At 69.1% G+C, this 12803-nt stretch carries 11 protein-coding genes; 6 read left to right on the top strand and 5 right to left on the bottom strand.

Annotated elements, in window-relative coordinates; translation table 11 throughout:
• The first annotated feature begins 229 nt into the window (after positions 1-229).
• From H074_RS02550 to H074_RS02530, 5 genes are read left to right on the top strand one after another with little or no spacing between them, the layout of a single operon-like run.
• The gene (locus tag H074_RS02550) at positions 230-1861 is read left to right on the top strand and encodes a thiamine pyrophosphate-binding protein (RefSeq protein ID WP_007028451.1); all 1632 of its coding nucleotides are present in this window, start codon (positions 230-232) and stop codon (positions 1859-1861) included.
• Positions 1858-3918, top strand: coding sequence for a hydantoinase/oxoprolinase family protein (locus H074_RS02545; RefSeq protein ID WP_007028450.1), 2061 nt, complete (start codon positions 1858-1860; stop codon positions 3916-3918). Before H074_RS02550 ends, H074_RS02545 begins: the two co-directional genes overlap by 4 nt.
• Entirely contained in the window at positions 3915-5624 is a 1710-nt protein-coding gene (locus H074_RS02540) for a hydantoinase B/oxoprolinase family protein (protein ID WP_007028449.1), read from the top strand. The genes H074_RS02545 and H074_RS02540 overlap by 4 nt, the downstream gene beginning before the upstream one ends.
• Positions 5625-5626: 2 nt before the next feature.
• Complete coding sequence (locus H074_RS02535) at positions 5627-6412, top strand: SDR family NAD(P)-dependent oxidoreductase (protein WP_007028448.1); 786 nt, start codon at positions 5627-5629, stop codon at positions 6410-6412.
• A 4-nt stretch (positions 6413-6416) separates the two neighbouring features.
• Positions 6417-7112 carry a GntR family transcriptional regulator gene (locus H074_RS02530; protein WP_007028447.1) on the top strand — a complete coding sequence of 232 codons (696 nt, stop codon included), beginning with the start codon at positions 6417-6419 and terminating at the stop codon, positions 7110-7112.
• Positions 7113-7153: 41 nt separating this feature from the next.
• Here the strand turns inward: H074_RS02530 and H074_RS02525 are convergent, their stop codons facing one another.
• Positions 7154-9106 carry an NPCBM/NEW2 domain-containing protein gene (locus tag H074_RS02525; RefSeq protein WP_007028446.1) on the bottom strand — a complete coding sequence of 651 codons (1953 nt, stop codon included), beginning with the start codon at positions 9104-9106 and terminating at the stop codon, positions 7154-7156.
• Positions 9107-9321: 215 nt separating this feature from the next.
• Between H074_RS02525 and H074_RS02520 the strand changes: the two genes are divergently transcribed.
• Positions 9322-10593, top strand: a complete 1272-nt coding sequence (locus tag H074_RS02520) for an aminotransferase family protein (RefSeq protein WP_007028445.1) — start codon at positions 9322-9324, stop codon at positions 10591-10593.
• A gap of 93 nt (positions 10594-10686) precedes the next feature.
• Here H074_RS02520 and H074_RS02515 read toward each other — a convergent pair whose 3' ends face one another.
• The 4 genes from H074_RS02515 to H074_RS02500 form a co-directional block, all read right to left on the bottom strand.
• Positions 10687-11109 (bottom strand): VOC family protein, encoded by a 423-nt coding sequence (locus H074_RS02515; RefSeq protein ID WP_039921244.1) that lies wholly within the window; start codon positions 11107-11109, stop codon positions 10687-10689.
• A complete protein-coding gene (locus H074_RS02510; RefSeq protein ID WP_007028443.1) occupies positions 11088-11282 on the bottom strand; it encodes a hypothetical protein in 195 nt (64 codons plus the stop codon). The genes H074_RS02515 and H074_RS02510 overlap by 22 nt, the downstream gene beginning before the upstream one ends.
• A gap of 111 nt (positions 11283-11393) precedes the next feature.
• A complete protein-coding gene (locus tag H074_RS02505; RefSeq protein ID WP_007028442.1) occupies positions 11394-11888 on the bottom strand; it encodes a GNAT family N-acetyltransferase in 495 nt (164 codons plus the stop codon).
• Positions 11889-11929: 41 nt separating this feature from the next.
• Positions 11930-12709: an IclR family transcriptional regulator gene (locus H074_RS02500; RefSeq protein ID WP_007028441.1), complete on the bottom strand. Its 780-nt coding sequence runs from the start codon at positions 12707-12709 to the stop codon at positions 11930-11932.
• Positions 12710-12803 lie beyond the last annotated feature (94 nt).

Below are 12803 nucleotides of genomic sequence, written 5' to 3'. Positions count from 1 at the left end.
CTTTCCGGGCCAGACCCTGCAAGGTCTCCGTCCACACACATCATCATCACTGTGGCTTTCGCGACGTTGGCGGAGCCGGTGGCGGTGGCGGGGCGCATGGCCGACCACCTGAGCGGCGGACCGTGGTGGGCCTCGTGAGTGGTAAAGACGGTTAGAACCGTCCTTACCACTCNGGGGAGCCGGTCGCGTTGGTTGCTGGATCGTTGAACGATCTGGCACTATCGGCGGGGTGCCTGCACCCACCGGAGCCCAGCATCTCGTCGACGCGCTGACCGCTCTGGGGACCGAAGTCGTCTTCGGTCTCCCCGGGGTGCACAACCTGCCGTTATGGGAGGCGCTGGCCGATACGGACATCCGGCTCGTCGGGGTCCGGCACGAGCAGACGGCCGGGTACGCGGCCGACGGTTACGCCCGCGCGACGGGGAAGCTCGGCGTCGCCCTGGTGACCACGGGGCCCGGCGCGGCGAACACGCTCGCCGCCGCCGGCGAGGCCATGGCTTCGGCCGCGCCCGTCCTCATCATCGCGACCGACATCCCGTCCACGCTGCGGCGGCCCGGGGTGGTCCGAGGCGTGCTGCACGAGACATCGGATCAGCAGGCGATGTTCGCGCCGGTCACCAAGGCCGGGTTCACCGTCCCGAGTGCCGACCAGGTCGCCGCCACCCTCCACCGCGCCGCCCGGCTCGCGCTCCAGCCGCAGAGCGGGCCGGTCTACCTCGGCATCCCCACGGACTTCCTGTCGGAGCGGACGCCCGCGCGCCGTCCGCCGAGGTCGCACGCCCGGCCGTCCGAGATCCCGGATCTCACCGAGGCCGAGGCCTTGCTGGCCGCCGCCGACCGGCCGCTGATCTGGGCGGGAGGCGGCGCGCTGCGCGCCGAGGCGGGCGAGGCGATCGGGAAACTCGCCGAACGGCTGGCCGCGCCGGTGCTCACCACGTTCGGCGCTCGCGGGCTCCTGCCGGTCGATCATCCCTGTCTCGCCCCCAATCCGGTGCACGCGCCCGAGGTCGGCGCGCTGTGGGACGAGGCCGACGTGGTTCTCGCCATCGGCACCGACTTCGACGGGCTGATGACGCAGAACTGGCTGATGCCGCAGCCGAAGAAGCTCATCGCGATCAACGTCGACCCGGACGACGCGGCCAAGAACTACCGGCCGGACATCACGCTGGTCGGGGACGCCCGGGTGCTCGTCGAGGCGCTGAAGGTCGAGGAACGGCCGGGTATCGCGGCGCTCGTCGGCAGGCTCGCCAAGGTCTCCGCCCGGGTCCGGCGGCGGATCAAGGAAGAAGAACCGCAAGCCGCGGACCTCCTGTCCACTTTGGATGAGGTGTTGCCGCCGGACGCCGTCGTGGTCGCGGACATGTGCGTGGCCGGGTATTGGATCGGCGGGTTCCATCGGGTCCGCGCGCCACGCAAGCTCGCGTATCCCATGGGCTGGGGCACGCTCGGTTACGGCTTCCCCGCCGCGCTCGGCGCGGGTGCCGCGGGCGCCGGCCGGGCGATCTGCGTCACCGGTGACGGCGGCTTCCTGTTCGGCTGCGGTGATCTCCACACGCTGGCGCAGGAACAGCTGCCGGTCACGACGATCATCGTCGACGACGGCGGCTACGGGATGCTCCGGTACGACCAGGACCGCGCCGGGCTGCCGCGCCGGGGCGTCGACTGGGACAGCCCCGATTTCGTCGGCCTGGCCAGGTCTTTCGGGGTGCACGCGGACCGCGTCTCCGGATTCGGGCGCGCGTTCCGGCGGCTGCTCGGCGAGTTCGTCGAGTCCGACGAGCCCAATGTGCTGGTCGTCCGCGCGAAGATGGCGCCGCCGCTGAACACCTCGCCGCGCTGGTATCGCAAGGGTCCTTCGTGACCGGGCTCCGCGTCGGCGTGGACATCGGCGGCACGTTCACCGATCTCTGCGTGCTCGACGAGACCGGGGTCGTCGCCGTCGGCAAAGTGCTGACGACGCACGACGAACCCGCTCGCGCTGTCGAGGAAGGTCTCAAAAGGACACTCGCCGAAGCCGGGCTGGACGCGGGCGATGTCGAGCAATTCGTGCACGGCACGACACTGGTCACGAACGCGCTGATCGAACGCAAGGGAGCGCGCACCGCGCTGCTCGCGACCGCCGGGTTCCGTGACGTGCTGGAGATGCGGCGCGAGCACCGGTACGAACTGTACGACCTGCTCATCGAACTCCCCGCCCCGCTGATCCCGCGTCACCTGCGCTTCGACGTCCCCGAGCGGATCCTCGCCGACGGAACCGTCCACACGGGACTGGACGAGGGATACGTCGCGCGCCTCGGCCGCGAACTCGACACCCGCGGGATCGACGCGGTGGCGATCTGTTTCCTGCACGCCTTCACCAATCCCGCGCACGAACGGCGGGCCGCCGAGGTGCTCCAGGACGTCGCGCCGAGGCTGCGGATCGCGCTGTCCAGCGAGGTCGTCCCCGAGATCCGCGAGTTCGAACGCGCGTCCACCACGGTCGCGAACGTGTATGTCCAGGACCTCACCGAACGCTATCTGCGTGATCTGGAAAGGCGCCTGCACGAGACCGGGGTGCGGCCGTCGCCGCACATCATGCTGTCCAACGGCGGGATCGCGACCGTCGACACGGCCGCGCGCTACCCGATCCGCATCCTCGAATCCGGTCCGGCCGGCGGCGCGCTGGCCGCGGCCGCGATCGGCGCGGGCGCCGGTGTCGAGGATCTCCTGGCCTTCGACATGGGCGGCACGACGGCGAAACTGTGCATGATCTCCGGCGGCGCGCCGCTGGTAACGCACGAGTTCGAAGTGGACCGGAAATACCGGCTGCTGCCGGGATCCGGCCTGCCGGTCAAGGTGCCGGTCACGGACATGATCGAGATCGGCGTCGGTGGCGGCTCGATCGCGCGCATCGACGCGCTCGGCCTGCTCACCGTCGGCCCGGATTCGGCGGGGTCCGAACCCGGCCCGGTCTGTTACGGACGAGGCGGCACCGAGCCGACCGTGACCGACGCCGACCTCGTGCTCGGGTATCTGGATCCGGGGTATTTCCTCGGCGGCGGAATGACTTTGGACGCCGAGGGCGCGCGTGAGGCGATCCGCTCGAAGATCGCCGGGCCGCTCGGCGTCAGCGTCGAAGAGGCCGCCTGGGGCATTCACACCAGCGTCAACGAAGACATGGCCAACGCCGCACGCGTCCACGCCGTCGAACGCGGCAAGGATCCGGCGAAGCTGCCGATGTTCACTTTCGGCGGTGCGGGACCGGTGCACGGCGTCGGCGTGGCGCGGGCGCTCGGCGCGCCCGAGGTGGTCGCGCCGCCCGCCGCCGGGGTGCTGAGCGCGGCGGGATTCCTCACCGCACCACTGGCTTTCGACTTCGTGCGTTCGGCGCGCTCAGCGGTACTCGATCTCTCCCGGGAACAGGTCGACGCGCTGTTCGCCGAGATGGAGGCCGAGGGTGCGGAACTGCTGGAGAAGTCCGGTGTGGACGGTGCGGAGGTGACGCACCGCCGGATCGCCGAGATGCGGTACTCCGGGCAAGGCTATGAGATCCGTGTGCCGGTCGAGCCGGGGGAGTGGCCGGAGTCGCTGATCGACGCGTTCACTGAGACCTATCGGACGCTGTATCGGCGGACCGGACCGGACGTCGGGATCGAGGTGCTCAACTGGCGGGTCGTTTCCAGCGGTCCGGTACCCGAGGTCACGCTGAAACTCGCGGGCGCCGAAGCCGAGGGCGACGCGCGCAAGGGGAGCCGTCCAGCGTACTTTCCCGCCAAAGGTGGCTTTGTCGACACGGCGGTGTTCGACCGGTACCTGCTCAAGCCGGGTGATCGCGTCGAGGGCCCGGCCATCGTGGAGGAACGAGAGTCCACTGTGGTCGTTCCACCGGGTGCGCACTGTGTCGTCGGCGACGACGCCAGTCTGGTGGTGACGGTGTGAGCGTGGACCCGATCCTGGTGGGGGTGCTGGGAAACCGGCTGCACTCGATCCTCACTGAACAGCAGAACGCGCTCGTCAACACGGCGTTCTCGTCCGTGGTGCGGGAATCGCTCGATCTGGCCTGCGCGGTGTTCGACTCGCGCGGTGAGATGATCGGCCAGTCCGTCGGCGGGACTCCCGGCCACATCAACGCGATGGCGACCGGGATGCACCAGTTCGTCGCCGCGTACCCGCCGGAGACGCTCGTGCCGGGGGACGTCCTGCTCACCAACGACCCGTGGCAGACGGCCGGGCAGATCAACGACATCACCGTCGCGACACCGGTGTTCCTGCGGGGGCGGCTGGTCGCGTGGTTCGCTTCCTGTTGCCACGCCCCGGATATCGGTGGGCGACTGGTCTCGGCCGAGGCGAACGAGGTCTTCGAAGAGGGACTGCGGCTGCCGATCATGAAGTTCCTCCGCGCGGGCGAGGTCAACGCGGATCTCGAACTGCTGATCCGCGCGAACGTCCGCACCCCGGAGGAGACCATCGGCGATCTGTACGCCCAGGTCACCGGGAACGAGGTCGGTGCCGCCGGCCTCTTGCGGTTGCTGGAGGAGTTCGAGCTCGACTCGCTCGACGACGTCGCGGCGGAGATCATGAACCGGTCCGAACGGGCGCTGCGGGACGCGCTGGGGAAACTGCCGGACGGCACGTACACCAGCGAACTGATGACGGACGGTTTCGACGACGAAGAGGTCGTCCTCAAGGTCGCCGTGACCGTCGACGGCGAGGAGATCCACCTCGACTTCGCCGGGTCTTCGCCGCAGAACCGACGCGGGATCAACGTCGTCCTCAACTACACCAGGGCGTACGCCTCGTTCGCCGTCAAGGCGGCCATTTCCCCGGAAGTGCCGCACAACGCGGGTTCGTTCCGGCCGGTGCACGTCACCGCGCCGGAGGGATCGGTGCTCAACTGCACGCCGCCCGCGCCGGTCGCGTCCCGGCACCTGATCGGGCATTTCCTGCCCTCGCTGCTGATCACCGCCCTGCACGAAGCGTTACCCGGCAACGCTTTGGCGCACAGCGCGGACGCGTTGTGGATGACGATCTGGCGCGGTGCGGACGCCGGGGGCCGCGAGTTCATGCTCAACGTCTTCCAGACCGGTGGAGTCGGTGCAAGGGCGACCAAGGACGGACTCAACACCACCGGATTCCCCAGCGGCTTGCGGTCCACGCCGACGGAGATCATCGAAACGATGGCGCCGTTGATCCAGCGCGAACGTGTCCTGCGTACGGACTCCGGCGGCGCCGGGCGGTGGCGCGGTGGCCTCGGCCAGTGCACGTCGATGGCCGCCCGCGGCGAAATCTCTTGGAGTGTCAACGGAAACGTCGATCGGGTGCGCCGACCGGCGTCCGGTGTGGACTCGGGACACGACGGGGCGGTGGGCCGGTTCGAACTCGCCCGCGGTGCCTTGCCTTCGAAGAGCCGGGTGAACCTGCGGCCGGACGACGTGGTGAACGTGATCCTCCCGGGCGGCGGCGGTTACGGCGACCCGCGGGAACGGGATCCGGAGGCCGTGCTCGCCGACGTCGTCGACGGATACATCTCGGTGGAAGCGGCGCGCGAACTGTACGGCGTCGAAGTCACCTATCACGGAGATCCCGAGGCGCTGGTGCGCCTTCCGGAGGACTACACGGCGGTTTCGTCGAGAGGGAGGAAATGAGCATGGGTCGGCTGGCAGGCAAGGTCGCGGTGGTCTTCGGCGGTGCCAGGGGCATCGGGCTCGCCACCGTGAAGGAGTTCGTCGCCGAAGGCGCGACCGTGTTCTCCAGCGACATCCGCGAGCCCGCGGAATCCGTCGACGGTGCCGCATACTCCCTTGTGGACGCCACCGACGAAGGACAGGTCGACGAGTTCGTGCGCGGCGTGCTCGCCGAAACCGGCCGGATCGACGTGCTCTTCAACAACGTCGGCATCCACCTCGGGAAACCCCTGGCGGACACCACACTGGCGGAATTCGACAACATCTTCGCGCTGAACGTGCGGGCCGCCTTCCTCGGCACGCGCGCGGTGCTGCCGCACATGATCGCGAACAAGGCGGGCAGCATCGTCACGACGTCGTCCAACGGCGGGGTGATGGGCCGACCCGGCGACCCGGTGTACAACGCCACCAAGCACGCGCTGGTCGGCATGATGAAGTCGATCGCCGTCGCGCACGCGCACCAGGGGATCCGTGCGAACACGGTCAACCCGGGCGCGATCGACACGGACATGCTGCGCGGCACGCTCGCGTCGCCGGAGGACTTCGAAGCCAAGCAACACCAGCTGGTCGCGAGCACGCCCGCCGGGCGGGTCGGCGAGGCGTGGGAGGTCGCGAAGGCCGTGGTCTTCCTGGCCAGTGACGAATCCAGGTTCGTCAACGGGGTCGCGCTCCCGATCGACGGCGCCAAGGCCGCCGGTGCCATGCCGGGGAACCGGTACAGCCTCGACTTCGAACTCGGTGTCAGGTAGCGCCGTGTCCACTCCTGCCGACGAGGAAACGCCGGCCCGCGACAGGCCCCTGCTCGAACGGAACGGGACCGCGGAACGGGTCGCCGAGATCCTGCGCCAGCGCATCACCGAAGGCGTCTTCCCGCCGGGGTCGAGGCTTTCCGAACCGTCGATCAGCGCCGCGCTGGGCGTTTCGCGCAACACTCTGCGCGAGTCCTTCCAGCTGCTGGCGCACGAACGGCTCGCGGTGCACGAACTCAACCGCGGCGTGTTCGTACGGGAACTGACCGCGCAGGACATCTCTGATCTCTACGTGATGCGGCGGGTCACCGAATGCGGTGCGCTGCGGCGCGCTTCCGAACTGTCCACTGTGGATCTTTCGGAGATCGCGATCGCGGTGCGGGATGGCCGTGGCGCGGCAGGCGAAGGCGACTGGCAGGCCGTCGGGACGGCGAGTATCGCGTTCCATCAGGCGGTGGGAGATCTGGCGGGCAGCGAGCGGGTCAGCACGACGATGCGCCAGGTGCTGGCGGAGACGCGGCTCTTCTTCGTGCTGGCGGAGAACACACGCGCGTTCTTCGAGCCGTTCCTGGAACGGCACGAGCGGATCCTGCGGGATCTGGAGCGAGGCCGGTTCGGGGCCGCCGAGACGGCGCTGGAGAAGTACCTGCGGGACGCGGAAAAGCAGCTTCTGGCCGCATACGACCGCCGGGGCTCGTGAGTGGTAAGGACGGTTAGAACCGTCCTTACCACTCACGAGCTTCAGCAGGTCAGGGAGGCGCCTGCCCAGTCCGCGTGGTCGGAGTCGACGCCGTCACCGCCGTCCGTGACGACCAGGTCGAGCACCTGAACCCCGCTCAGTGGCACGGAAAGCTTCTCAGCGGCCTGGCCCCGCTTGAGCACACCGGTGTTCGCCAGCCGCTTTCCGTCACCGACGATCTCGAACGCCACACTGCCCCCGGCCTTCTCGTCGTCGACCCCTACGAACGAAGTGAACGACGCGCATCCGCCGCCGAGGTAGAGCCGGACCTTCGACGGCGCGTGGACGCCCAGCCCGTCGTCGTAGGGCACCCCGCCGATGCTCATCCGGTGGCCGTCACCGGTACTCGATTCACCATTGCTGGTCCCGCGTTCCACCGGCCCGTAGCCGTTGTCCGCCGTCATGAACGCCGCCTTCGACAACGCGCTCGTCCCGGCGACCGGAGGTTTGACGAGGGGAGCGCTGCCGTTCGTGGACAACGATCGCGCACCCCAGGACGTCCGGTAGTCGAACCGTCCGGCGACCTCGACGCGGTCGCCACCGGGGGACGACGGGCGTACGGTCCAGGTCCGCTCCCACGACTTACCCGGCGCGACAGCGGGAATCCGCACTTCGGTGCCGCCGTCCGGCTTCCAGCCCGCGCCGACCGTCAGCTTCACCATGCCCGACCGCACCGGCGTCCGGCCGTCGTTGAAGACCCGCAGCGTCGCGGTGAACGGTTTGTCGACGGCGGCGTATTCGGGTGACCCCAAGGAAAGCGTCGTATGCGGCGCGGCCTTCGGCTGGTTCGACGGCCAGACGCGGAAGACCGCGGAGCCATGACCGGGCACGCCGGCCCGCAGGGTGCCGGCGGACTCGGTCTCCGCGCCGGTCCACAGATCCCGGACCCGGTAGCCGGACGCCGCGGGGGCGCCGATCTCCCCGGTGGTGGCGGACAGGGTCGCCGGCGCGCGGCCGCGATTGAACAGCACGACGACTTCAGAGCCGTCGGACATCGGCTTGGCCCACACCTCGGTGTCGCCGTCGTCGCGGATCTTGCGGCCCTGCTCGCCGCCCCAGTCCTGGTCGACCGCGAGAAGATCCTTGTTGAGCAAGATCTTCTTGGTCGCTTCGGACATCGAACGCAGGTCGTTGCCCGCCAGCAGCGGGGCGTTGAGCAGCGACCAGAGCGCGAAGTGGGACCGGTATTCCGCGTCGGTCATGCCGCCGTTGCCGACTTCGAGCATGTCCGGGTCGTTCCAGCCGCCTGGTCCGGCGTAGCCTTCGAGGCCGACCTGCTGGTCGAGGAGGTTGGTCATGCTCGACCAGGTGTCGCTGATGTCGCCGGTGGTGCGCCACAACTGCGCCCCCGCGGCCTTGCCCCATTCCCAGGGCTTGTTCTCACCCCATTCGCAGAGGGCGTAGACGATCGGGCGGCCGGTCTTCTTCAGTGCCTCGCCCATTTTCGTGTACCGCTCCAGCGCGGGGCGGCCCTGGTTGTGGCAGTTGTCGTATTTGAGGTAGTCGACTCCCCAGTCCGCGAACGTCTGTGCGTCGACCTCCTCGTGATCGAGTGAACCGGGCATGGTCCGCGCGCAGGTTTCCGTGCCCGCGCTGGTGTAGATGCCGAGTTTCAGGCCCTTTCCGTGCACGTAGTCGGCCAACGCCTTGATACCGCTGGGAAAGCGGGTCCGATGTGGCTCGTACTTCCCGTCGGGGGTGCGGTTCTTCTCGGCCCAGCAATCGTCGATGTTGACGTACTGGTAGCCCGCGGCCTTCATCCCGGACGACACCATCGCGTCCGCGGTTTCCCGGATCAGCTCTTCGGTGATGTCGCAGCCGAACTTGTTCCAGCTGTTCCAGCCCATCGGCGGGGTCGCGACAGGTGGCGGTGGACTCTCGTCGGCGGCCGCCGGAACGGCGCAGAGGGCGGTGAGCGTGCAGGCGGCGACGAGCGCGCCAGCGAGACGACGCATAAGTTCCTCCAGAATGCTCAACTTTGAACAAACTCACTCATCAAACAACAGGACTGATCGGCGTCGGTCAAGCGCCGAAGGGATGGTGTTGGAAATTCACCGGAGGTCGCGCCGACGGACCGGACAGGTACGCGCCGCGAACTGTGCACGATGGAGTGTTCGCGTCCCTGCCGGATCCGGGTGAGGATGGGGGCACGAGCACGAGGAGGAAGATCATGGTTTCGTCGGCGTCCGCGCGCAATCCGCTGTGGCATCCCTTCGCGGACATGGGAGCGGTCGACGGCGACCGGCTCGTCATCACCCGCGGCGAGGGTTCCTACGTCTGGGACGACGAGGGAAAGCGGTACTTCGACGCGACCGCGTCGCTCTGGTACGCGAACTTCGGGCACGGGCGCGAGGAGATCGCGCGGGCCGTCGCGGACCAGTTGCGGACGCTCGATTCGTACAACCTGTTCGGCTACAACGCCAACGAGCCCGCGCTGAAGCTCGCCGAGCGCGTCTCCGCGCTGACCCCCGAACCGGGCTCGAAGGTGTTCTTCGGCTCGGGCGGCGGTGACGTCATCGACACCGCGGTCAAGATCGCCCGTTCGTATTTCGCGCACACCGGGCGCCCGGAGAAGGTGCACGTCATCGGCCGGGTGCAGGGTTACCACGGCACGCATGGTTTCGGCACGGCCGTCGGCGGCATCGCGGCCAACGCGGCGGGCTTCGGGCCGCTGCCGGGCGACATCTCCCACGTGCCCTACGACAGCGCCGAAGCGCTCGAAGCGGAGATCCTGAGGGTCGGACCGGAGCGGGTCGCGGCGTTCTTCTGCGAACCGGTGATCGGTGCGGGCGGCGTCCTGCTTCCGCCGGACGGGTACATCGAGACGGTCGCCGAGATCTGCCGCAAGCACGACGTGCTGTTCGTCGCGGACTGCGTGATCGCCGCGTTCGGGCGGCTCGGTACCTGGTTCGGGATCGACCGGTGGGCCGTGAAACCGGACATGATCACGACCGCGAAGGGCATCACCGGCGGGACCATCCCGCTGGGCGCGCTGATCGTCGCGCCGAGGGTGGCCGAGCCGTTCTTCACCGGCGCGCCGGGTGCGCCGGTGCTACGGCACGGCGCGACCTACGCCGGGCATCCGGTCGCCTGCGCCGCGGGAAACGCGACGCTGGACATCTACGAGCGCGACGGCCTCATCCCGCGCGGGCGGGAACTGGAGAAACCGCTGGCGGACGCGCTTTCCGGGCTGGCTTCGCATCCGTTGGTCGCGGAGGTCCGGGCCGGGCTGGGATTCCTCGGCGCGGTCGAACTGAAGGCGGACGTCGTCGCGGCGAACCCCGGCGCGGCGAACCGGCTGCAACGGCTGGCGCGGGACGAAGGCGTCCTCGTGCGGAACCTGGCCAAGGGGATCGCGGTGTCGCCGCCGTTGATCGCCGGGGAGACGGAACTCGACCTGCTCGCGACGGCTTTGCCGCGCGCGCTCGACCGGCTGGTCTGAGCCAAAGCCTCGTGAGTGGTGAGGACGGTTCTAACCGTCCTCACCACTCACGAGGTGACGCGCACCCCCAGTGGCGGCCCTCGTGGGCCCGCCTCAGGAGAGGCAGAGTTCGTTGCCTTCCGGGTCGGCGATCGTGATCCACTCGGCGGGTCCCTGCTTGCCGCGGTACAGGAACGTCGCGCCGCGCGCGGTCAGCCGTTCGAGTTCGGCCTCGATCTTGTCCGCCCCCATCCGGATGTCGAGGTGCAGGCGGTTCTTGACCGTCTTTCCTTCCGGCACCAGCTGGAAGAGGAACCGCTGCTTCGTCTCCGGGTGGACGATCGCCGCGCCGTCCTTCCACACCAGGACACCGTTGTGCGTGGTCGTCGCTTCCTCGGGGGCGTACCCCTTGGCGAGCATCTCGCGGATGAACTCCTCGTTGCTCCGCTCGACCTGCCAGCCGAGCATCTCGGCCCACCAGTCGGCGAGGTCGTGCGGATGAGCGGAGTCCACGGTCACCTGGAAGTCATACGCCATACCGGCACGTTAACGACCCGCCCCGACAATTCCGGGCGCTCATGCCCGCTGACCACGGTGAACCGCCATTTGTCGACCCCGCCGCCGATGATCTCGGCGTAACGCCGGGCGCCGTCCGCGTTGGCGAAGCGCACCTGCTGCCCGTTGGTGAGATGGGTGATCTTGACCGCCATCCGTGCCTCCCTGAAGTCCGGTGCCGGCCCGCGGAGCTTCCCCCTCCGGGGCCGGCGCGGACAGTAGAACACATGTTCGACGGCCGCCGCCAACCCAACCCCCCGCGCGGGTCATCGCCGCATGGTCACCCGCGGCCACTTGTCCAGGCCGCGGGCGATTTCGTGCGCCCGGACGGCTCGCAGGCCCTCGGTGAGGCTCTCCTCGTCGAGTGTCGCGAAGCCGAGCCGGGCGTAGTACGGCGCGTTCCACGGCACCTCGGCGTACGTCGTCAGCGTCAGCCCCGCGAGCCCTTCGCGCGAGGCCCACTCCGCGGCGTGCTCGATCAGCCGCCGCCCGATGCCCTGTCGCGCGTGATCCGGATGGACGGACACCTGCTCGATGTGGCCGTGGCCGTCGACGACCTCGGCGAGCAGGTACGCCACCGGGCCGTCGCCCGCGTCCCACACCCAGGCCCGGCCCTCGCGTCGGAATGCCGTGAGGGCCGCGATCGACGGTGGGTCGTCGTCGGCGATCGCGGCCATGCCGAGCGCGCGGAACGGTTCGCCCGCGGCGCGTTCGATGTCCTGGAGCACGGGCAGGTCTTCGGGGACGGCGAGTCGGATCACGGATCGAGTTCTACTCGTCGCGGGGAGCGGACGCGCGCGAATTAGAGGGCGAACGACGAAACGGCCCGGTGGATCCTGCCCGCGTACGCCTTGAGCGCGATGACGGCGGCCCGTTTCGCGTCGTCGCCGATCCGGGTCGCGGGGGCGGCCAGTGTCAGCACCGCGGGCCGGTGCCCGGTGCTCGGGATCGGCACGGAGCACGACCAGACACCCTCGTCCAGCTCACCCCAGCTGACCGCGTACCGGTTCATCCCGGCGCGTTTGACCTCTTCCCGCACGCTCGGGCCGCGGCGCTGGACGATCGTCGAAAGCCGCCTCTCGCGTTCGCCCTCCGGCAGCATGGCGAGCAGCATCTTGCCCGACGCGCCGGTGCCGAGCGGGACGGAATGCCCGGGCTGGAAGGTGAAGCGCATCGCGCGTTCGCATTCGACCCGGTCCGCGCAGACCGCGGAATCGCCGAAATGCTGGAACAGCAGCACGGTCTCGCCGAGGTCGCGGGCGGCCGCCTCCATCACCGGACGGGCCAGCCGGGCGAGGTCGTTGGCCAGTTGCGCGGCCCGAGCGAGCGGCATCACCTGGCTCGTCACGTGATAGCGCCCCGTCTTGCCCTCCTCCAGGAGCTGGAGTTCCTTCAGCAGCGCGACATAGCGATACGTGGTGGCGACCGGGGTGCCGATACTCGCGGCGAGCTCGGCGACGCTCGCGTCCCAGCGGCGTTCGGAAAAGGAGAGCAGCAGCTGCAGGACTTTGCGTGAGCTGCTCGCGCCGGGGGTGCGTTTCGGCGGGGCGGTGGTATCCAGGGATCGTGCGGCAGGCGTCATCTCGACCTCTCGCCGGGGAATCACGAAGAGTCAAGAACGTAGCACATTGTGTGAATGCGGACCAGGGTCTTTGGTCCACGAACAAGCGGACTTC

The organism is Amycolatopsis decaplanina DSM 44594, assembly GCF_000342005.1.
In the GTDB taxonomy this organism is placed as follows: domain Bacteria; phylum Actinomycetota; class Actinomycetes; order Mycobacteriales; family Pseudonocardiaceae; genus Amycolatopsis; species Amycolatopsis decaplanina.
This window is presented reverse-complemented; position numbering and strand designations above follow the sequence as displayed.

Bases quoted from the DNA above. Each gene is read 5' to 3' on its own strand.
- H074_RS02535 (WP_007028448.1), top strand. From the start codon at position 5,627: ATGGGTCGGCTGGCAGGCAAGGTCGCGGTGGTCTTCGGCGGTGCCAGG.
- H074_RS02510 (WP_007028443.1), bottom strand. From the start codon at position 11,282: ATGGCGGTCAAGATCACCCATCTCACCAACGGGCAGCAGGTGCGCTTC.
- H074_RS02525 (WP_007028446.1), bottom strand. From the start codon at position 9,106: ATGCGTCGTCTCGCTGGCGCGCTCGTCGCCGCCTGCACGCTCACCGCC.
- H074_RS02520 (WP_007028445.1), top strand. From the start codon at position 9,322: ATGGTTTCGTCGGCGTCCGCGCGCAATCCGCTGTGGCATCCCTTCGCG.
- H074_RS02515 (WP_039921244.1), bottom strand. From the start codon at position 11,109: ATGGCGTATGACTTCCAGGTGACCGTGGACTCCGCTCATCCGCACGAC.
- H074_RS02500 (WP_007028441.1), bottom strand. From the start codon at position 12,709: ATGACGCCTGCCGCACGATCCCTGGATACCACCGCCCCGCCGAAACGC.